Origin of the sequence: Ruegeria sp. R13_0 (genome assembly GCF_017743995.1) — a bacterium.
Classification (GTDB): domain Bacteria; phylum Pseudomonadota; class Alphaproteobacteria; order Rhodobacterales; family Rhodobacteraceae; genus Ruegeria.
Genome location: NZ_JAGHRB010000016.1, coordinates 24,267 through 43,920 on the forward strand (window position 1 = coordinate 24,267; position 19,654 = coordinate 43,920).

Genomic DNA, 19,654 nt, shown 5'->3' on the forward strand with positions numbered 1-19,654 from the left:
CTTTTTCAGTTTCTCGACCACTTCTCGCCAAGACAAACAAGTTGCACGCGGCGTTGAGTTCTATAAGACACGGTTTGGCCAATATGAGGAACCCATCCGTGAGTATCCGCAAAAAGATCGCCGACAGCGAAGCCGTGTTAAATTGGGCGGCGCGCCGTATTGCGAGCTATATTCGGATGGTCAACCGCAACACCAAATGGCAGCGCATCGGCTATGAAGAACTGGACCAGCTGGCCGAACAGGGCGAACCGGTCATCGTTGTTCTGTGGCATCAGCGGCTAGCGCAGTCACCCTATTTCTTCCCTCTGGACAAGGCGCAGATCTGCTCGATCACGTCCTCGGCCCGGGCGGGCAGCATGGTGGGCCGCGTACAAAAGCTTTTCGGCATGGACACGATCGCCATGGCCAGCAAACACAAAAGCAACGTCGCCGTGTCGCGTGAAGTTCTAGGCAAAATGAAGCAGGGGATTTCTATTGGTATTGCCGCCGACGGACCCCGCGGACCAGAACGGGTGCTGTCGACCGTGCCTCTGGTCTGGGCGCGCACATCCGGCAAACGGGTGTTCGGAATCACCTTCTCGGCCCGTCACGGCAGAGAGGCCGGTACATGGGACCGCTTACTCATGCCCAGCCCCTGGCGCAACGAAGGTGTATTTTTATGCCGCGAATGGACCGAAACCGTACCCCGAAAAGCCAGTGAAGAGCAGATCGAAACCCTGCGCCAAAGCCTAGAGCAGCACATGAACGACATCACTGCCGAGGCCGACCGGATGGTCGGGCGCGAACCGTGGTCACCTAAGCCCTAGCCACCGCGCAGCCTCTGCATCAGATAGACTTCGCTACCTTCCGGGATGGGTTCCGTCAGGCCCGTTGCAATCACGCGCCCGTCGATCGCGATTGAGACGCCCGCATCAATGGGGGCCTGCAATTGTGGATGCGCGCGCACCAGGGCGCGCAGCAACTCTCCGGTTGTTTTGGCCTCGACCTCGACGACGGCCAAGCCCCCGGTCAGAGACCGGAGGCCGGACCAGAGGTGAACCTCAACCATTGCTCTTGAGCGCGGCCAGAATGCGCGGAGGCGACATCGGCAGTTGCTTCATCCGCACACCCGCCGCGTTGGAAACCGCGTTGGCGATGGCGGCAAGCGGCGGCACGATGCCGGTCTCACCCACACCGCGCACCCCAAACGGGTGGCCGGGATTGGGCACTTCGACAATCACCGTGTCGATCATCGGCAGGTCACTGGCAACGGGGATCCGGTAGTCGAGGAAGATCGAGTTCTGCAACCGCCCGTCCTCGCCGTAGATGTACTCCTCGTTCAGAGCCCAGCCGATGCCTTGCGCGGCACCGCCCTGGAACTGGCCTTCCACATAAGTTGGGTGGATCGCCTTGCCGGCGTCTTGAATGACCGTGTAGCGGGTCACGCTGGTTTTGCCGGTTTCCGGGTCAACCTCAGCATCGACAATATGGGTGCCAAAGGACACGCCTGCGCCTTCCGGAGTTGCCTCGAAATGGCCCGAGATCGGGCCGCCGGTGCGCCCCATATCCGCCGTGATGTCGGACAGAGCGAGCGGGTCAAAATCGCCAGCGTTGGGGCCTGAAGGCACGGCGCAGCCGTCCTCCCATTTCACGGCCTCGACCGGGATACCCCACTTGGCAGCCGCTCGTTCGCACAGTTTTTCAACCGCGTGTTTGGCCGCTTTGATGGTCGCCAGACCCGACGCATAGGTCACGCGCGAGCCATGTGAGACGTCGTTATAGCCCAACGTTGCCGTATCCGCGATGGTGACGCGGATGTTCTCGTATGGGATGCCCAGAACCTCAGCCGCCATCAGCGCCATCGATGCGCGAGAGCCACCGATATCCGGCGTTCCCACCATCAGCTGAGCCGAGCCGTCCTCGGACAAGGCCAGCGACACGCTGGTCTCGCCACCGTGGTTGAACCAGAAACCACAGGAAATTCCGCGCCCCTGCCCCGGCTTCAACGGGGCCGAATAGTGCGGGTGCGCCTTGGCAGCCTCCAGCGTTTCGACCAGGCCAATGCGTTCGTAGGTCGGGCCATAGCTGGCCTTGGTCCCTTCATGAGCGGCGTTTTTCAGGCGGACATCAACGGGGTCGAGGCCCAGCTTATTGCACAACTCGTCAATCACCGACTCGACTGCGAAGGCACCCATAGGAGCGCCCGGTGCGCGGTAGGCGGCCTGTTTCGGACGGTTCGACATCACGTCATAGCCGATCTGCTTGACGTTGGTCAGGTTGTACGGCGCGAAGGCGCACATGGCGGTCATGTCACCCGGCGCACCCGGGAAGGCCCCGCCCTGCAGACGGAACACGCCTTGTGCGGCCGAGATGGTCCCGTCCTTCTTCATGCCGATCTTGACGTCCATCGACGCCGAGGCCGTTGGGCCGGTCGCCCGGAACACCTCGGACCGGGTCATAACGATCTTGACCGGACGGTTGGCCTTGCGGCTCAGCGCCAGCGCAACGGGTTCGATGAAAACAGTGGTTTTGCCGCCGAAGCCTCCGCCAATCTCGGACGCGGTGACGCGAAGTTGCGAGGTCTCAATGCCAAGCAGCGCGGCGCAGGTCTTTTGCGCGATCCAGTGGCCTTGCGTGGTGCACCACAGCTCACCCTTGCCGTCATTGCCCAGCATGCCCAGACAGGCGTGCGGTTCGATATAGCCCTGATGGGTTGCTTCGGTGACAAAGCTGTCTTCGATGACCAGATCCGCCTCGGCAAACCCGGCCTCGACATCTCCGTGGCCGCTTTCGTGGTAGCGTACGACGTTCGGGTGCAGACCTTCGGGCACTGAATAGTCCGCTGCGCCTTCCCGAATGACCGGCGCATCCGAGGCCATCGCTTTGTCCACGTCGGTCACATGGGGAAGAACTTCGTATTCGACCTCGATCAGTTTGAGTGCATCCCGCGCTGCCAGGGCCGACGTGGCTGCAACCGCAGCAACGGCGTGGCCATCATAGAGCGCCTTTTCGCCCGCCATGACGTTTTCCAGCACGTTCCAGAACTCGCCCTCGAGACCGGGTCTGAACGGGACATCGGCAAAGTCCGCGCGGGTGATGACAGCTTTGACGTCCTTATGCGCCTCGGCCTTCGAGGTGTCGATCTTCACGATCCGCGCGTGGGCATGGGGCGAGCGCAGAACCGCACCGTGCAACATGCCGGGCGCATAGGCATCAGCCCCGAATTTGGCGCGGCCCGTGACCTTGTCTAACCCGTCAGGGCGATCCGGGCGCGTGCCAACGAAAGTGAATACAGATTTGCGATCGTCGAGTGCCATTACGAAGCCTCCCGCAGCTCTTCCGCCGTTTCCATCACGGCGCGAATGATCTTGTCATAGCCGGTGCAGCGGCAGAGGTTGCCTGCTAGCCAGTACCGGGTTTCCTCTTCGGTCGGGTTTGGGTTCTTTTCCAGCAACGACTTGGCCGCCACCAAAATGCCCGGGGTGCAGATGCCGCACTGAAGCGCCGCGTGTTCGATGAACTTCTTCTGCAGCGGGTGCAGAACGTCGCCATCCGCGATGCCTTCGACAGTTTCGATGGCCTTACCATCAGCCTCAACGCCCAGCATCAGGCAGGAACAGACCAGACGGCCATCTACGGTGACGGAGCACGCGCCGCAATCGCCGGTGCCGCAGCCTTCTTTCGCGCCGGTCAGGTTCAGCTTGTCGCGCAGACAGTCCAGCAGGGTTTCGCGCGGGTCGCACAGGTATTCGACCGTGTCCCCGTTGACGGTGGTGGATACGTGGAGCTTGCTCATGCGTTTTCTCCCTTCGCGCGGGCATAGGCGATTTTCGCGGCGCGCTTGGCCAAAACACCTGCGACCTCGGTGCGGAACTCGATTGTGCCGCGTTTGTCGTCAATCGGGTTGCAGGCGGCCGAAGCGGCCGCGGCCAACGCGTCGAGGGCGGTGTCGTCCAGTGTGCTGCCGACGATGGCTTTCGCACAGTCTTCAACCAGCAAAACGGTCGGAGCGACAGCGCCCAATGACACGCGCGCCTCGGTGATCACGTCACCGTCCAGACGCAGGCTGACGCCCACGCCGACTACGGCGATGTCCATTTCAGTGCGTGGGATAAAGCGCAGATAGGCGTCACCGCCTTTTTCGCCCCGCGCGGGGAGGTTGACGGCTGAAACCACTTCACCCTTCGCCAGCGCGGTCTTGCCCGGTCCGGTGGGGATGTCCTCAACAGCAACCTCGCGCGCGCCATCAAGGCCGGTCACAGTAACCGTCACGCCCGCAGCAACCATCGCGGGCACCGAATCCGCCGCCGGCGAGCCGTTGCACAGGTTGCCCGTCAACGTCGCGCGGCCCTGCACCTGAGTCGATCCGATCAGATCCATCGCCTCGACCACACCGGGCCAGTCGCGGCCCAGCTGGGGATGCTCGCTCATTTCAGCGCCGGTGACAGCGACGCCAAGTGTCCAGCTGCCATCGGCGTTTTGCGTGATCTGACGCACACCGTTGATTTTCTTGATGTCGATCAGCGTATCGGGCGTCACCAAGTCCGAGCGCAACTGCACCAACACATCGGTGCCGCCTGCCAGAAACCGTGTGGTGCCCGTCGCGTTTGCAGCCAGAGCCGACGCCTCGGCAAAGCTGGCGGGGCTGTGATAATCCATGAAAATACCTCGCACCTGTCAATCAGGATTCACTGGGTTCGGGGGGAAGGTAATGCAGCGCCGCAGCGGCGTCCATGGCCGGAGCGACCTATTTTTTCACAACTTCATGTCGTTTTCCGACCTCGGGTCAGAGGTCGATCTCGATCACGCCATCCGGTTGCGCGGCGCGGCTTTGACACAAAATGATAGCGCTCTCGCGTTGTTTGTTGGACAGGACAAAATCGCGATGTTCGATTTCACCCGAAACAACACCGCATTTGCAGACGCCACAGATGCCATCTGCGCATTTCACATCCACGTGAATACCTGCCTCGTTCAGCACCTGCGCGGCGTCCTTGTCTTCCGGCACGGTCAGTTCGAGGCCTGATTTCGCCAGCTTCAAGGTGAATGGGTAGTTTTCATAGTCCGGTTGCTCGGGGACCGAGAAATACTCCAGATGTCGCGCCTCATTCGGGAAGCCCTGCCGCGCGGCCGCTTGCATGACGCCATCCATGAAGCGATCTGGCCCACAGGTATAGACGTGCCAGCCGTCCTGATAGCCTGAGAGGACCGCATCCAGATCGGCCCGCGTGCCTTCATCCGAGAAATGGTAATGAACGTGATCTGCCCACGGCATCGCGGCCAGATCTTCTAAATACCCGGCCCCTGCGCGGGTGCTGGCGGAGTAGTGCAGCTCGAACGGTTTGCCCAGCGCGTGCAAACGATGGGCGAAGGCGATCATCGGGGTGATGCCTATCCCGCCACCCATCAGGAAGGTTTTTGTCGCGGTCTCATCGAGCTCGAAATGATTGATCGGCTTCGAGATGAAAACCTTGCGGCCTTCGTTGAAGATGCGATGCAACAGAGCCGAACCACCGCGCCCCTCCTCCTCACGCAAGACACCGATCTGGTAGGTCGACGGGTCCGAGGGGTCACCGGACATCGAATACTGGCGCAGAAACTCAGGCGCGACCAACACGTCCAGATGCGCGCCTGCAGTCCATGGGGGTAGCGGCGATCCGTCCAGTGTCGAGAACTCATACTTTGTCACATCAGCCGTCATCTTTTCGACTTTGGTCAGTTCAACCCGCATGACCGGAGCATCGCCCGCGATCTCATAGCGGTGAACGACTGACATATCGCCCACCGCTTTGCGTGCCTTGTATTCCTTGGCGCTCACCATTGCCTCATAGGCGGCAATCCCGGCCTCACGGTCCATCGCAAAGGGATAGGGCCACGGGTGCGGGGCCAGATAGGCGGGGTAAACGGCCAGTGTCTGATCTTCGTACTTCAGATCCAGATCAGGCTGCAGGTCGCGCCGGTTCAGCGGATGCACCGAGGGGCGATAGGCACCATCCGACTGCAGCTCGATATCCCACCACCATTTTTTGACATCGTTCAGACCACCATTGCCCACCGCGTCATCCAGTTTCGCCAATGCCGGGGCGGCCTGAGGGATGTTCATTGCCGCCCATCGGAAGGGGCGTTCTTTGAAAATCCCCTCAAGGTTCCACGGGCAGGTCTTCATGCAGCGCCCGCACATCGACCCTCCGGGCGTGGTCACGCGGTAGGTCGCGCACTTCTGACTGTCAGATTTCCAGATTTCATAGCCGTTGAACATCAGCTTTGGCCCGGCGGTGATCGCACCCGAGGGGCATTCGCGGGCACATTTGTTACAGCTTTCGCAGAAACTCTGCAGGCCGAAATCAATCGGCTTGTCATGCGCCATCGGCATATCAGTCGTCACCGCCCCGGATTTCAGGCGCGGGCCGAGATAGGGGTTCAGGATGACCTCACCGATCCGGCTGACCTCGCCCAATCCCGACAACAGCAATAGCGGCGGCTGCAGCACCTCACCATCCATCACCGTATGGGCCTTGGCCTTGTAGCCGAGGTTGCGGATCTGTTGCGCGATCACGCCACCCAGGAGTGAAAACCGCAGATAGGCGCGCATGGATTGCGCAACGCTGATCCAGTCGTCACCGCTTGCGCCCTCCATCGTCTCATAGCCCTGATCGATGATCATGCTGATGGCCTGATCATGCGGCGGCGTGATCTCTTCCCCCGTCGCATCGTGGGAATACCACGCCCAGTCCGGGCAACGGCTGAGGCCAACCGCATCGACCCCAAGAAAGTAACTGGCGGCCTTGATATTGGCGGCATTACGCTCAGCATCGGTCGGGGTCGAGACCTTTGCACTTTCGCCATCCTGCAACAGAACAAACGCGCCCAGCGCCCGGCGTTGCGCGAAACTGGGGGCCGATTTGCGCACGTAGTATCCGCCCTTGGCGGCATCCTGCAGGTGTTTGCCCATATCGCCGAACTGCGCCCGCGCGAACATGTCAGCGCGCTTGGGAACGCGCGCAACGTTGGCTTCATCAAAATAAGTGGTGGGCGTCTCGACCCGCTTGAGCCGCTCAAACGGATGCGCCCCGTCCACGTAGCGACGTTTGGCATAGGCATCGCGGTTCAGAGCGTTCTTGGCGAACCCGGTTCCCAGCCACCACGCAGGGCCTTGGGTCCGGAACCACGGTTGTTGCGCCATCGGTTGCAAGGGCTGATCGTGGGCAATCTCCATCTCGGTCGTGACAGCGGCCAGACCAAAACGACGCCCCAGCCATGGGGCAACAAGCGTGCCGTCTTCGACCAAGGCCAAACCCGCCGCGACCGCCAGCTTGCCCAGATCCACCTCGGTCGACATCGCCGTGTGTGCCCGCGCATCGAATCCCAGCAGCCGGATGTAATTGGCAATCACAACGGCATTCTCGGTCGCCAGCAGGCAGGCCCGATGGTCCTGCGCATCCATGATCCACTCGGACCCCGGCTCGTCCGGGTTCGGGTCGCGGTTATGTTCATACAGGAACACCAGAGCGTGACGATGCGAGGCCATCGGACGCGGCGCGGCCTCCATGCTTTCCTTGAGATCGGCCATGATGACATCGATCCCCGAGGCCAGCGTTTTGGTCTGGCGCGTCTTCAACGCATGGGCCAGACGGTCGATATCGGGGTTGCGGCGCGGATCGTCCAACAGCGCCTCGTGCGGCAACGGCCCGCAGCCCATCATCGAGGCATCGTTGAAATAGCCAAACGCCTTGATGTGATCTGCCCGCGCCTGCGGGTCCCGCGGGATGTCCGAAGCGACAGGGTTCACCAGCCCATCCCGGATCGTGTCCAGCATGGCCTGAAACTCGCCCATCGCATTCACGATGCTTTCGGGCCGGTCAGGCCGGTGAAAGCCAAGCTCGGGCATCGGGGGCAGTTGGGACAGGTCGGGCATCGCCTTCTGACGCGCCAGACGCTCCAACGGGTATGACCCCATATGAACGGGTCGGTTCTTGTCCGAGAAAAAGCGAAGTCCCATGTGCATGTCCCTTGTTTGCGCCTGACCTAGCGCCCTCTCGACAGCAAAACCATTCATACTTAATCATAGATTGTATGAGCAAAATTGATTTCACGGATCTGGACGGCAAGGTCCTGCGCATCTTTCTGACGATACTCGAGGAAAGCTCGGTCTCGAAAGCGGCGGATCGGCTGGGCGTCACACAGTCGGCCATCAGCCACACATTGGCCAAGCTACGGCAGGTGCTGGGCGATCCGCTATTCGTGCGATCCGGTCAAGGCCTGACACCGACCGAGCGCGCGCTTGCCCTGCAAGAGCCGGTCCGCCACGTGCTGGACGGCATGCGCGCCCTGACGGATGAACGCCCCTTCGATCCCCTGTCAGAGCAGATGGAAATCCGCATCGCCACCAACGATATGCCGCGAGAGCTGATCTTTCCCGACCTTCTGCGCGCGACCCGAGCCCAGGGTATCAGGCTGCAGTTGGAATTCATCTCATCCGGCGTACCGGGGCCGGACCCGCTGCGCAGCGACCGGTGCCAACTGATGCTGACGCCGCTGCCGCCGGACGGGCCGGACATCTTTCAGAAGCGGCTGATCACAAGCCCCTTGATGGTGTTTTATGACAGCAGTCAACGCACCGCGCCCGAGACGTGGGAGGCCTACTGTCAGAGCGAACATGTCGAGGTTCGCTTTCCCGACGGTCGCAATGCCCGCGCTGTGATGCGCGGGGTGGATCAAAGCCAGATCCGCCCGCCAACCGTCATGCTGCCACATTTCAACGCCATCCCGTCTTTCATCGCGGGCAGCCCGCTGATTTCCACCGACACGGCGCTGATGAAAAACGGACCACTGGCCGCGCTGGATTGTGCGCCCTTGCCGTTCGACTGCGAGCCAGTTTCGATCTACATGGTCTGGCACCAACGCTCGGCCAATGACCCGGCCCATCGCTGGTTGCGGGACCGGATCGAAACCCTCGCCAGCGCTATTCATGCCAAGACCTGAAGCAGGGCCTAGCCCGTCGCCAGAGCCCTCTGATCCTCGCGCCCCATGGCTACAAGAATGGGCGAGTCCTCTTGCCGCGCGATGAATGAAGCCTTGTCGGTCATGCCGCTCCACCCCGCCATGGTCAGAGACTGCGCCACCGCGCCGCCCAGTGTCGCCCCCGGCCCGGTCACGATGAACAGGTCCGACGCGAACTCTCGCGCGGCGGTTTGAATGGCATGGGTGAAATCGTAGGGTTCGGTCACCTGATGGCCTAGCGTATAGTCCCACAGCGCCTCGGTATCGGTGGCGCCCGGCCACCAGATCTTGCCGCGCCCGTCGATCATCGGGTGACGGGGTTGGCCGAACATATCGGGTTTCAGCCGCGCCCGACCCTCAGCGGCAATCGGGGCCTGCAGAGAGGTATGGAACGCCGCATGGTTCGGCAGCCGCATGGGAAAGCGGTCCTGAACGGTTGGATGAGATGCCTCAAACGCCGCCAGACCAGCCTCATTCCCGGCCAGCACCAACATACCGCCCAGATCAATCGACAGCGCCAGATCCTGTCCCTCGACCGCGTTGATGTCAGAGACGTCCTGCAACAACGCCTGTTTCTGGTTCGCGCTGTCGACCCAGCTGTCATCGGTGAAGGGATAGACCAATTGCCCGCCGATCAGATGGTCCTGCATCAGAGAGCCCATGGTGTTCACCACGCGGAGCCCGTTCTCAGCGCTCAGCGCGCCAGCGGCGGCCAGCGCGATGTACCAACCCATCGAGTTTCCGGTCACGGCCACCACCTCGATATCATCCGCCAGCGACTGCGCATCCGCCAGCGCGGCGGCATAGATCAGGGGTGAGGCCACATCGCCGCGCGAATAGGTGCTGACCGCAAAGCGCGCGGCTCCGTCCAGCGTGGTTACCCCCTCTTGCCCAGCCTCGGCGCGCAGGGCGTCAAACCGTTGGAACATCGACATCTTGTCCGCATGGTGGCGGTGCAGGTAGCCCAGCTCGGGCTTGTTATAGGTGCCCCGACCGGGGCAGATCACGACAGCTGTTCGGGTCATTTCCACACTCCGGTCAGGGTCAGGGCCGCAGCGACGATACCGTCCTTGGACGGCAGGGGTGCGGCATAGGCCGGGCCAGTCGCGATAAAGCAATCCTCTGCCACAACGCGGGCGACCCGCGTCTGGGCGCGTTCTTCGCGGAAGAGAGTCATCAGCCCCTCGGACTGGCTGCCTGTGCGGCGGCATTCATCCACGATCAAGATGTGTTTGCAGTCCTTGGTCGCCTCTAGCAGCGCCTTGGAAGGTAGCGGAGCCAGCCAGCGCAGATCGACGATACGAGCGTTCACCCCGGCCGCCTGCAACTCAGGCAACGCCTGACGCGACAGGTAGTGGCCGTTTCCGTAGGTCACGATAGCCAGATCGGAGCCGTCGCCATGCACCCCAACCTCGCCCAGCGCAATCCGCCGGTCGGGCGAGGGGTAGGTCGTCATCCAGCCCCCGTCCTGTGCCACATTCAGATCCCGCATGGGATAGAGCGCAATCGGTTCGAGGAACACGACGACCCGCTGCTCTTCCCGCGCCAGCCGCACGCATTCGCGCAGAATCTGCGCCGCGTCTTCCCCGGTCGAGGGGCAGGCAATGATAACACCCGGAATGTCGCGCAAAACGGCCAGAGAGTTGTCGTTGTGGAAATGCCCTCCAAAGCCTTTCTGATACCCAAGCCCAGCGATCCGTAGCACCATCGGGTTGGTGAATTGCCCATTCGAAAAGAAGGGCAATGTGGCAGCCTCACCGCGGATCTGATCCTCGGCATTGTGCAGATAGGCGAGGAACTGGATTTCGGGGATCGGCACAAACCCGTTGTGGCCCATGCCAATAGCAAGACCGAGGATTGATTGTTCGTCCAGCAGAGTGTCGATCACGCGGTCCTGACCGAACCGCTGCTGCAGCTTCTGCGTTACGCCGTAGACACCGCCCTTGCGGCCCACATCCTCGCCCATGCAGACGATCTCGCCATGTTCCAGCATCAGATCGGTCAGCGCCCAGTTGATCAGGCGGCTCATGGGTTGCGGGTCGGCCATCGCGCGCATGTCGCCCCCGAACGCTTTTGCCCGCGCATCCGCACTGGGGCCGTTCGTCGGCTTGCAGACGCGTTTGGGCGGGATCAGGCTGGCTATGACATCTTGCGCGGTCGACAAATGCGGGCGCGTGGCAGCCTCGACAGCAACACGATCCGTACGAGCGCAGCTGTCCTGGTAGATTTTCAACGCCTCATCCGGAGCCAATGCCCCCGCCTGATCCAACAGGCGAACAGAATGGAGAAGCGGATCGTTTGCCTCATCCGCCTCAACCTCGGCCTTGCTGAGATATGTGGTCGGCACATCCGCCCCCGCATGGCCATAGAGGCGTACGGTCCGCAGGTGCAGGAAGGCGGGCTTGCGGCGCGTGCGGACATAATGCGCGGCTTCCTGAGCCACGGCGTAGGTCTCATAGATGTTCAGCCCATTGGCCTGAAAATACTTGATGCCTGGACGATGCGCCATCGACGCCTCGATCCAACCTTTGGGTGTTTTCACCGAGATCCCGATGCCATTGTCTTCGCATACGAACAGCAATGGCAGTGGCGTGGATTGGACACTTGTCCAACCCGCCGTGTTGATCGCCCCTTGCGCGGTCGAGTGGTTGGCCGAGGCGTCCCCGAACGAACACATGGCGATGCCATCTTCGGGCAGCACCCGATGCTCGGGATCATGACGCCGCGCGGCCCCTAACGCATAGGCCGCGCCGACCGCCTTGGGTAAGTGGCTGGCAATGGTCGAGGTCTGAGGCGGGATCATCAGAGCCTTCGAGCCAAGTACCTTGTGACGCCCGCCCGAAGTCGGATCCTCTTTCGAGCACGCAAAGCTCAGCAGCATATCCCAGGCGATCTGTTGGCCCGGAACCTGCTCGGCCCGGGCGATCTGAAACGCCGCATCGCGGTAGTGCAAAAAGGCGATATCCGTCGGGCGCAGGGCGTGGGCGACTGCGGCCATACCCTCATGACCCGATGAGCCGATGGTATAGAACCCCTGCCCCGCCTTCTGCATCGCCCGGCTCGTGCGATCCAGCGCCCTGCTGAGGACTTGCGAACGATAGAGCGACACCGCATCTGCGTGGCTCAGCCCGCCGACCGGGCGCGCGCCTTCGGGAAAATCCCGGTTTGCCACGCGGGACAGGAAATTCTCATGGACGATCTGCGCGCGATCCATAGCTCGGCCTTCTCAAATAGTGCGGGGCTGTCCGCGGGTCTTGTTTTCGAACGGCGCGGGCGCGCGCGTTGCAGGGCACTATATCCGGCTGGTGCCCGCAAAAAGCCAGTGATAATCAAACCCAAAGGTATGAGGAAATGTAATATGATCGCGCCCCGACGCTTTCTTCCGTCGATTTCATCCCTGCTCGCGCTTGAAGCCGTGGACAGGTTGGGCAGCGCATCCGCCGCGGCCGAGGAGCTATCGCTGACCCAAAGCGCCATCAGCCGCCAGCTGAAAACGATGGAAGAACAGTTGGGCATCGAACTGATCCAACGCACCCAGATGCGGCTGCACCTGACACCGGCCGCGCAAGAGTATGTCCAGACGGCCCGCACGGCCCTGCATCAACTGGCGCAGGCGTCGTTGAAACTGAAGGCCAACCCAACCGGAGGGTCCCTCAACCTGTCCATTCTGCCGGCATTCGGGATGCACTGGCTGGCCCCGCGCCTTCAGGACTTCGCCCGCAATCATCCCGAGGTGACGGTTAACCTGAATACAAGGCTGCGACCCTTCGACTTCGAGACCGAAGCCTTCGACGCGGGTTTTCACTTTGGTCGCCAGAATTGGAGCGGTGTGAACTACCTGAAGATCATGACAGAGTATGTCGTGCCCGTCTGCGCGCCTGACCTTCTGCCCGACCAGAGCGATCAAATCGACTGGCTGGAACAGGCGCCCCTATTACACATGGAAACGCGCCCCGACGGATGGGAGCGCTGGTTTGCTGCTCAGGGTCATCCGGTTAGCGGGTCGCGCGGGATGCTGTTCGATCAGTTTTCCACGATGATACAGGCCACGATCCATGGGCTAGGCGTTGGCCTGTTCCCCAGCTATCTCGTCGAAGAGCATCTCAAAACCGGCCGCCTTGCATTGGCGTGGGATGGGCCAGAGGTCAGCTTGGGCGCGTACTATCTGGTATGGCCCAAGAACAGGATTGAGTCCGAACCGTTGAAGTCATTTCGGGCATGGCTCGAACGGCAGCTGAACCCGGAGATCACCTAGAGTTCTGAACAGGCCGCCACCCGAAAAACTGCGCGGCCTATGGCCTTGCGTCCTGCGGACGGCAGGGGGCCGAGCAGGCGCGGGCTGCGCCCGCGCCTGCTCGGCCCAACGGAAGGAGATGTTCCGAAAGGAACTTCGACGACGGGCGGGAGGGCCTCAGACGTCAATCGAACGCGCGATGAGTTCCTTCATGACCTCATTGGTGCCGCCATAGATCATCTGCACACGGGCGTCGGCATAAAGGCGGGCGATCGGATATTCCATCATGAAGCCGTAGCCGCCAAAAAGCTGCAGGCATTCGTGCATGATCTCGTTCTGGACCTCAGAGCCCCAGTATTTGACCATTGACGCAGTGGCGGCATCCAACTCACCCGCCTCCAACTTGCCAATGCAATCATTCACGAAACTACGCAGCACTTCCGCCTTGGTTTTGCACTCGGCCAGTTTGAACCGCGTGTTCTGGAAATCCATGACGCGCTGACCAAAGGCCTTGCGCTCCTGCACGTATTTCACTGTCTCGGCGATGGCAAAATCAATCGCGCCCAGCGCCATGATACCGATGGTCAAACGCTCCCACGGAAGCTGTTTCATCAGCTGATAGAACCCCTGCCCCTCATCCGGGCCAAGCAGATTGGTCATCGGCACTTTGACATCTTCAAAGAGCAGCTCGGCAGTGTCATTGCCCTTCATGCCTAGCTTCTTGAGGTTGCGCCCGCGCCGGAAACCCTCGGCCCCGTCCGTCTCGACAACGATCAAAGACACGCCCTTGGCACCCAAGGTCTTGTCCGTCTTGGCGGCAACGATGATCAGATCTGCGCTCTGACCGTTGGTGATGAAAATTTTCGATCCGTTCAGGCGATAGGAGTTGCCGTCTTTCTCAGCCGAGGTCCGCACGGCCTGCACATCCGAACCTGTGCCCGGCTCGGTCATGGCCAAAGCTCCGACCATCTCGCCCGAGGCCAGCTTGGGCAACCAGCGCTGTTTTTGGTCCTCACTGCCATAGGCCGTGATGTAATGCGTCACGATCGACTGAATGCCATATCCCCATCCGGCATCCCCACGCGCCGTCTGCTCGTACAGAGTGACCGAGTCAAACCCCATGTCCCCGCCGACGCCGCCATATTCCTCCGGGATCGCACCGGCCATCAGACCCGTTTCCCCGGCTTTGTGCCAGAATGCACGGTCTACGATGCCATTCTCAGCCCAGTTTTCGGCATTGGGGACCAGTTCATCATCCAGAAACCGCCCCGCCATTTCGGCAAACATCCGGTGTTCGTCAGTGACCCAGGCTGCGGTCGAGGTAAAAAGCGACATGTGGTATTCTCCGATCAGGTGTTACCTGAAAGGCTATCGCGGCGCCGTAGACAGGCCAATCCACGTAACGCCGCGTTCCGTCAATGCAACGCAGCGTTCTTTCGGGTCAGGGCAGCATCCAGCAGCATTTGCGCGGCGGCTTTGGCGTCTTCCGCAGGATCACCGTTTTTCAGCAAAACGGCCGAGACGATCGCGCCCTCTTGCAGCAAAACGATCTGACGGGCCAGAAGCTCTGGCGCATGCGCGCCGGATTGGTGGGCCAATGAGGTCAGGTGTTCCAACATAACCCGTTTATGTTCTGCGGCCTGCACATGGATCGGATGGCTGGCGTCCTGATACTCGGCCGCAGCTTTCAGGAACATGCAGCCGCGGAAATCGTCCTCTTCGAACCATTCTTTCAACGCATCAAAAGTAGCAATCAATTGCCCCGCTGGCGTGTCTGCCAGCTGCTCAACCCGTCGCAGGATCCGATTGCGGAAACTCTCATCCCGTAGGCGCAGAACAGCCAGAATCAGATCCTCCTTGGTACGGAAGTGTTTGTACATCGAGGTCTTGGACACACCGGTTTCCACCACCAGTTTATCCATGCCGGTCGCGTGGAACCCGTCTCGGTAGAAGACCTCCATCGCCTTTCGCACCAGTTCATCGCGTTTGTTTGGACGCATCAGAAAGCACCTGAGTGTACCGGGCTGTACATTTTTATCCCACTTCCATTGCGGTTTCTTCACGTCACTTAACGTCGTGAACCCAAAGCATCACAACGACTTCACTTTTTTGCAACGTGAGCTCTTGCAAATCATAGCCAGTGAGAACATTTTTTAAAGAGTTACCGATCTGTACACCCAAGGATCTGACGATGAAACGCTACTCCAGCTTTGTTGCCCCGCGATATGTGCCGATCATTTTGGTGCTCGCTTTGCTGACTGCGGCGGTGGCGACATGAAAGGGCAGTAGTATGATACGCTCAGCTTTGCAGATCGTCTCGGCCTTGATCATCGGGTCTGCCTTTTTGTTGCTTGTGGTACTGTTTGGCTTTTTTGCCTCACCTGATGCGGTGCGGTCGACCCCCGAGAGCGCCAATGGCCAATCCTTGCTTGAAAGCCTATTTCAGCGCGAGGGCCGCTAAAAATCACGCAACACCTCTTGACCTTCCTGTCACTGGAACCCCCAAGTGGATAGCAAGATATCTGTCGGGATGAGTCGCATGACCCAAAGCACTCAATTGAAAATCACAGGCATGAGCTGTGCCTCATGCGTTGGACGCGCCGAGGCTGCCTTACAGGCCGTGCCCGGCGTGCAGGACGCCTCGGTCAATTTTGCGACCAAGACGGCTCAGGTCACGTTTGACGGTCCGGTCTCGGCCCTCAATGATGCGCTGCAGGCGGCTGGCTATCCGGCGGCAACGCATCAGACCGCTTTGCAGATCACCGGGATGAATTGCGCGTCTTGTGTGGCGAAGATCGAACGTACTCTACAGGCCAGCCCTGGCGTTCTTGAGGCAAGCGTGAACCTCGCCAACCAAAGCGCATCACTCACCTATGTCGAGGGCGCGACCACGCCGCAGGCGCTGGCACAGATCACAACTCAGCTTGGATTTCCCGCGCAACTTAAGACGCCTCCGGGGTCGGAAACCCGATCCGATGACACGACGGATGAGGCACGCGACCTGAAACGCGCGACAGTGCTGGCTGCCATTTTGGCCCTGCCCGTATTTGTTCTGGAGATGGGCGGGCACATGGCTCCAGCCTTCCACCATTGGGTTCACGCAGCCCTCGGACAGCAGACCAGCTATCTGATCCAGTTTGCCCTGACCACGGCCCTATTGATTGGCCCGGGACGAGTCTTTTACGCCAAGGGCATACGGTCGCTGTTGCGCGGGATGCCGGACATGAACGCTCTGGTCGCTTTGGGGACGGGGGCGGCTTATTTGTTCTCTGTCATCTCGACCTTCGCGCCCGACCTGCTGCCAAAGGGCACGGCAAATGTGTATTTTGAGGCAGCAGCCGTGATCATAGTACTGATCCTTCTCGGCCGCATGATGGAGGCGCGCGTTAAGGGCAAAACCGGCGCGGCCATTCGCGCGCTGATCGGGCTTCAGCCCAAGACCGCGCGCGTCGTACAAAATGGCGCAACCGAAGATCGCCCCATTGCCGAAATAGCGGTGGGTGACGTGCTGCAAATTCGTCCCGGAGAACGCGTTCCGGTGGATGGAGATATCCTCGAAGGAACCTCTTACGTCGATGAAAGCATGATCACGGGAGAGCCAGTACCGGTTGGCAAATCCGCTGGCGACCCGGTGGTGGGCGGCACCGTGAACGGAACCGGTGCGCTGCGAGTGCTGGCGACTCGCGTTGGGGCGGATACGGTTCTGGCCCAAGTCATCTCGATGGTGGAACAAGCGCAGGGGGCCAAGCTGCCCATCCAAAGTCTGGTCGACCGACTGACCTATCGCTTTGTTCCAGCGGTGATGCTGGTTGCGGCTTTGACGATCCTTGCTTGGCTGTTCTTCGGGCCTTCTTCGTCACTGCCACATGCGCTGGTGGCTGGCGTTTCGGTCCTGATCATCGCCTGCCCCTGCGCCATGGGTCTGGCCACGCCGACCTCGATCATGGTGGGAACAGGCCGCGCGGCAGAGCTGGGTGTTTTGTTCCGGAAGGGCGATGCGCTGCAACACTTGCAGCAGACCAAGGTGATCGCCTTCGACAAAACCGGTACGCTGACTCTCGGGCGTCCTGAACTTGACCACGTGACCACCACCAACGGCTTTGAGCGGGATCAGGTCCTGCTACTGGCCGCTGCAATCGAGTCCCGCTCGGAACACCCTATTGCCACTGCGATCACCCGCGCCGGGCCCTCTGATCTGCCCGAAGTTTCTCAGGTTCAGTCCCTCACCGGCCTTGGCCTTCAGGGCCGCGCAGAGGGGCATGACCTGCTGATTGGCTCATACAAATTGATGCATCAGGAAGGCGTGGATATCTCGGATCTGAAGCCAGACGCCGATGCACGGGCTGCGCAGGGGGCGAGCCCTCTGTTCTTGGCCATTGATGGGGTAGCGGCAGCCAGTCTGGCTGTCTCGGACCCTGTGAAGCCGGGCACGGCCGAAGCGCTGGCCAAGCTACACGATATGGGCCTGACGCTTGCCATGGCAACCGGAGACAACGCGCAAACGGCGCAAGCGATTGCCGACAGGCTGGGCCTTGATCACGTGGCCGCCGACTTGCTGCCCGGTGACAAACAGAAAACGCTGGAAGGCTTGGGCCGCGAATTCGGCGCGCTCGCCTTTGTGGGCGATGGAATAAACGACGCGCCTGCGCTGGCGGCAGCTGATGTCGGCGTCGCTATCGGCACCGGAACGGATGTCGCGATCGAGGCCGCAGATGTGGTTCTGATGTCCGGCGATCTGCGCGGCGTCGTGAACGCAATCGACATCAGCCACCGGACCATGCGCAACATTCGCCAGAACCTCGGATGGGCATTTGGCTACAACACATTACTGATCCCGGTGGCCGCCGGAGTGTTGTACCCCTTTGGCGGGCCATTGCTGTCCCCGGTGCTTGCGGCGGGCGCGATGGCCCTGTCCAGCGTCTTTGTCGTCACCAATGCGCTGCGTCTGCGATGGATCCGCCCCAATGTCGCCGAAGGCGCGCAGAAAACCGCGAAGGAGGCGCACGCATGAATATCGGCGATGTCTCAACCCGGACCGGTCTACCTGCGAAAACGATCCGCTACTATGAGGATATCGCGCTGATCAAACCTCTGCGCGATGACAACGGTTATCGCCGGTTTCGCGAACAGGACATCCACAAGCTGACCTTTCTGGGTCGCGCCCGTGCCTTGGGGTTTACCATCGAAGACTGCCGCACATTGCTGGCGCTCTATGAAGATGAAAGCCGGGCGAGCGCCGATGTAAAGCAAGTTGCACGGGATCATCTGGCGCAGATTGACGCAAAAATCGCCGACCTCAAGGCGATGCGCGACACGCTGAGTCATTTGATCGAAGCCTGCGCCGGAGACGACCGACCGGACTGCCCGATCCTGAAGGATCTAGGCGGGAACGGCTAACACGGGGTTGCCCTTTCGCGCAGGCTTTGCTTTGTCAGTGCCAAACACTCCGGCAATCAATCAATGCCGGTCAGCGGAGAGGATCATCCCATGGCAAAAGTCGCGTTTCTTGGTTTGGGTGTCATGGGTTATCCCATGGCTGGGCACCTTCAGGCTGCAGGTCATCAGGTTACCGTTTACAATCGGACCGCCTCCAAAGCCGAAGCCTGGGTGGCTGAACATGGCGGCGCAATGGCGACGACCCCCAAAGAAGCTGCGGAGGGGGCAGAATTCGTCATGTCCTGTGTTGGCAATGATGACGACCTGCGAATGGTGTGCACGGGCGCGGATGGTGCCTTTGCCGGGATGTCGGATGGCGCGATCTTTGTGGATCACACGACCGTCTCGGCCAAGGTGACGCGCGAGCTGTATGAGGCGGCCAAGGGGCAAGGGATCTCTTTTGTCGATGCTCCGATTTCGGGCGGGCAAGCCGGGGCCGAGAATGGCGTGCTGTCGATCATGTGCGGCGGCGATCAGGCGGTGTTTGATGCGGCCGAGCCGATCATGCAGGTCTATTCGAAAATCTGTCGCCGGATTGGTGACACCGGTGCCGGTCAGATGACCAAGATGTGCAACCAGATCGCGATTGCCGGCTTGGTACAGGGCCTCAGCGAAGCGCTGCATTTCGCCGAGAAGGCCGGTCTGGACGGGCGCGCGGTGGTAGAAGTGATCAGCCAGGGTGCGGCGGGCAGCTGGCAGATGGCGAACCGGTACGAAACCATGCTGGACGACCATTTCGACCACGGCTTTGCGGTAGACTGGATGCGCAAGGATCTGGGCATCTGTCTGGACACGGCGAATGAGACGGGCGCGTCTTTGCCTGTCACCGCGCTGGTGGACCAGTTCTACAAGGATGTGCAAAAACTTGGTGGTGGGCGGTGGGATACCTCCTCGCTGATCAAGCGATTGCGGGCGTTGGATTAAAGGGGCTGTCTGCCCCCTCTTGGCCCTGTGGGCCAATTCACCCCCGAGGATATTTTTAGCCAGATGAAGAGATCCGCGTTG

General features: G+C 60.9%; 15 protein-coding genes and 1 pseudogene. 7 read left to right on the forward strand and 9 right to left on the reverse strand.

Annotation, left to right across the window (positions count from 1 at the left end; genetic code table 11):
• The first annotated feature begins 98 nt into the window (after positions 1–98).
• Positions 99–806: a DUF374 domain-containing protein gene (locus J7394_RS18685; RefSeq protein WP_209255268.1), complete on the forward strand. Its 708-nt coding sequence runs from the start codon at positions 99–101 to the stop codon at positions 804–806.
• On the opposite strand, the gene J7394_RS18690 is transcribed toward J7394_RS18685, so the two are convergent.
• The 5 genes from J7394_RS18690 to J7394_RS18710 all read right to left on the reverse strand — a co-directional run bounded on the left by J7394_RS18690 (position 803) and on the right by J7394_RS18710 (position 7,978).
• The gene (locus tag J7394_RS18690; protein ID WP_170468530.1) at positions 803–1,048 is read right to left on the reverse strand and encodes a MoaD/ThiS family protein; all 246 of its coding nucleotides are present in this window, start codon (positions 1,046–1,048) and stop codon (positions 803–805) included. The genes J7394_RS18685 and J7394_RS18690 overlap by 4 nt on opposite strands.
• Complete coding sequence (locus tag J7394_RS18695) at positions 1,041–3,296, reverse strand: xanthine dehydrogenase family protein molybdopterin-binding subunit (RefSeq protein WP_209255270.1); 2,256 nt, start codon at positions 3,294–3,296, stop codon at positions 1,041–1,043. The genes J7394_RS18690 and J7394_RS18695 overlap by 8 nt, the downstream gene beginning before the upstream one ends.
• Entirely contained in the window at positions 3,296–3,775 is a 480-nt protein-coding gene (locus tag J7394_RS18700) for a (2Fe-2S)-binding protein (RefSeq protein ID WP_170662786.1), read from the reverse strand. Before J7394_RS18700 ends, J7394_RS18695 begins: the two co-directional genes overlap by 1 nt.
• A complete protein-coding gene (locus J7394_RS18705) occupies positions 3,772–4,638 on the reverse strand; it encodes a xanthine dehydrogenase family protein subunit M (RefSeq protein WP_209255272.1) in 867 nt (288 codons plus the stop codon). Before J7394_RS18705 ends, J7394_RS18700 begins: the two co-directional genes overlap by 4 nt.
• A gap of 127 nt (positions 4,639–4,765) precedes the next feature.
• Entirely contained in the window at positions 4,766–7,978 is a 3,213-nt protein-coding gene (locus tag J7394_RS18710; protein ID WP_209255280.1) for a reductive dehalogenase, read from the reverse strand.
• Between the two features lie 74 nt (positions 7,979–8,052).
• On the opposite strand from J7394_RS18710, the gene J7394_RS18715 reads away from it, so the two are divergent.
• Positions 8,053–8,961, forward strand: a complete 909-nt coding sequence (locus J7394_RS18715) for a LysR family transcriptional regulator (protein ID WP_209255282.1) — start codon at positions 8,053–8,055, stop codon at positions 8,959–8,961.
• Positions 8,962–8,969: 8 nt separating this feature from the next.
• Here J7394_RS18715 and J7394_RS18720 read toward each other — a convergent pair whose 3' ends face one another.
• Together J7394_RS18720 and J7394_RS18725 are read right to left on the reverse strand one after the other, a co-directional pair.
• On the reverse strand, positions 8,970–10,004 hold the full coding sequence (locus J7394_RS18720; protein ID WP_209255284.1) for an ACP S-malonyltransferase: 1,035 nt from the start codon (positions 10,002–10,004) through the stop codon (positions 8,970–8,972).
• Positions 10,001–12,193, reverse strand: a complete 2,193-nt coding sequence (locus J7394_RS18725) for a dehydrogenase E1 component subunit alpha/beta (RefSeq protein WP_209255285.1) — start codon at positions 12,191–12,193, stop codon at positions 10,001–10,003. Before J7394_RS18725 ends, J7394_RS18720 begins: the two co-directional genes overlap by 4 nt.
• Positions 12,194–12,337: 144 nt before the next feature.
• Here J7394_RS18725 and J7394_RS18730 point away from each other — a divergent pair, with 144 nt between their 5' ends.
• Positions 12,338–13,234 (forward strand): LysR substrate-binding domain-containing protein, encoded by an 897-nt coding sequence (locus J7394_RS18730; RefSeq protein ID WP_209255286.1) that lies wholly within the window; start codon positions 12,338–12,340, stop codon positions 13,232–13,234.
• A gap of 156 nt (positions 13,235–13,390) precedes the next feature.
• Here the strand turns inward: J7394_RS18730 and J7394_RS18735 are convergent, their stop codons facing one another.
• On the reverse strand, positions 13,391–14,548 hold the full coding sequence (locus J7394_RS18735) for an acyl-CoA dehydrogenase family protein (protein ID WP_209255292.1): 1,158 nt from the start codon (positions 14,546–14,548) through the stop codon (positions 13,391–13,393).
• Between the two features lie 80 nt (positions 14,549–14,628).
• Positions 14,629–15,213: a TetR/AcrR family transcriptional regulator gene (locus tag J7394_RS18740; RefSeq protein ID WP_209255294.1), complete on the reverse strand. Its 585-nt coding sequence runs from the start codon at positions 15,211–15,213 to the stop codon at positions 14,629–14,631.
• A gap of 290 nt (positions 15,214–15,503) precedes the next feature.
• Here J7394_RS18740 and J7394_RS18745 point away from each other — a divergent pair, with 290 nt between their 5' ends.
• The 4 genes and pseudogenes from J7394_RS18745 to J7394_RS18760 form a co-directional block, all read left to right on the forward strand.
• The gene (locus J7394_RS18745; protein ID WP_170498690.1) at positions 15,504–15,674 is read left to right on the forward strand and encodes a hypothetical protein; all 171 of its coding nucleotides are present in this window, start codon (positions 15,504–15,506) and stop codon (positions 15,672–15,674) included.
• A 78-nt stretch (positions 15,675–15,752) separates the two neighbouring features.
• Entirely contained in the window at positions 15,753–18,224 is a 2,472-nt protein-coding gene (locus J7394_RS18750; RefSeq protein WP_209255296.1) for a heavy metal translocating P-type ATPase, read from the forward strand.
• Positions 18,221–18,610: a Cu(I)-responsive transcriptional regulator gene (gene cueR, locus J7394_RS18755; protein WP_170468556.1), complete on the forward strand. Its 390-nt coding sequence runs from the start codon at positions 18,221–18,223 to the stop codon at positions 18,608–18,610. The genes J7394_RS18750 and cueR overlap by 4 nt, the downstream gene beginning before the upstream one ends.
• Before the next feature lie 27 nt (positions 18,611–18,637).
• Positions 18,638–19,573, forward strand: a pseudogene (locus J7394_RS18760) (NAD(P)-dependent oxidoreductase); the annotation flags it as partial.
• Positions 19,574–19,654 lie beyond the last annotated feature (81 nt).

Coding starts and splice junctions, on each gene's coding strand:
- J7394_RS18690 (WP_170468530.1), bottom strand. CDS start 1,048: ATGGTTGAGGTTCACCTCTGGTCCGGCCTCCGGTCTCTGACCGGGGGC.
- J7394_RS18695 (WP_209255270.1), bottom strand. CDS start 3,296: ATGGCACTCGACGATCGCAAATCTGTATTCACTTTCGTTGGCACGCGC.
- J7394_RS18700 (WP_170662786.1), bottom strand. CDS start 3,775: ATGAGCAAGCTCCACGTATCCACCACCGTCAACGGGGACACGGTCGAA.
- J7394_RS18705 (WP_209255272.1), bottom strand. CDS start 4,638: ATGGATTATCACAGCCCCGCCAGCTTTGCCGAGGCGTCGGCTCTGGCT.
- J7394_RS18710 (WP_209255280.1), bottom strand. CDS start 7,978: ATGGGACTTCGCTTTTTCTCGGACAAGAACCGACCCGTTCATATGGGG.
- J7394_RS18715 (WP_209255282.1), top strand. CDS start 8,053: ATGAGCAAAATTGATTTCACGGATCTGGACGGCAAGGTCCTGCGCATC.
- J7394_RS18720 (WP_209255284.1), bottom strand. CDS start 10,004: ATGACCCGAACAGCTGTCGTGATCTGCCCCGGTCGGGGCACCTATAAC.
- J7394_RS18725 (WP_209255285.1), bottom strand. CDS start 12,193: ATGGATCGCGCGCAGATCGTCCATGAGAATTTCCTGTCCCGCGTGGCA.
- J7394_RS18730 (WP_209255286.1), top strand. CDS start 12,338: ATGATCGCGCCCCGACGCTTTCTTCCGTCGATTTCATCCCTGCTCGCG.
- J7394_RS18735 (WP_209255292.1), bottom strand. CDS start 14,548: ATGTCGCTTTTTACCTCGACCGCAGCCTGGGTCACTGACGAACACCGG.
- J7394_RS18740 (WP_209255294.1), bottom strand. CDS start 15,213: ATGCGTCCAAACAAACGCGATGAACTGGTGCGAAAGGCGATGGAGGTC.
- J7394_RS18745 (WP_170498690.1), top strand. CDS start 15,504: ATGATACGCTCAGCTTTGCAGATCGTCTCGGCCTTGATCATCGGGTCT.
- J7394_RS18750 (WP_209255296.1), top strand. CDS start 15,753: ATGACCCAAAGCACTCAATTGAAAATCACAGGCATGAGCTGTGCCTCA.
- cueR (WP_170468556.1), top strand. CDS start 18,221: ATGAATATCGGCGATGTCTCAACCCGGACCGGTCTACCTGCGAAAACG.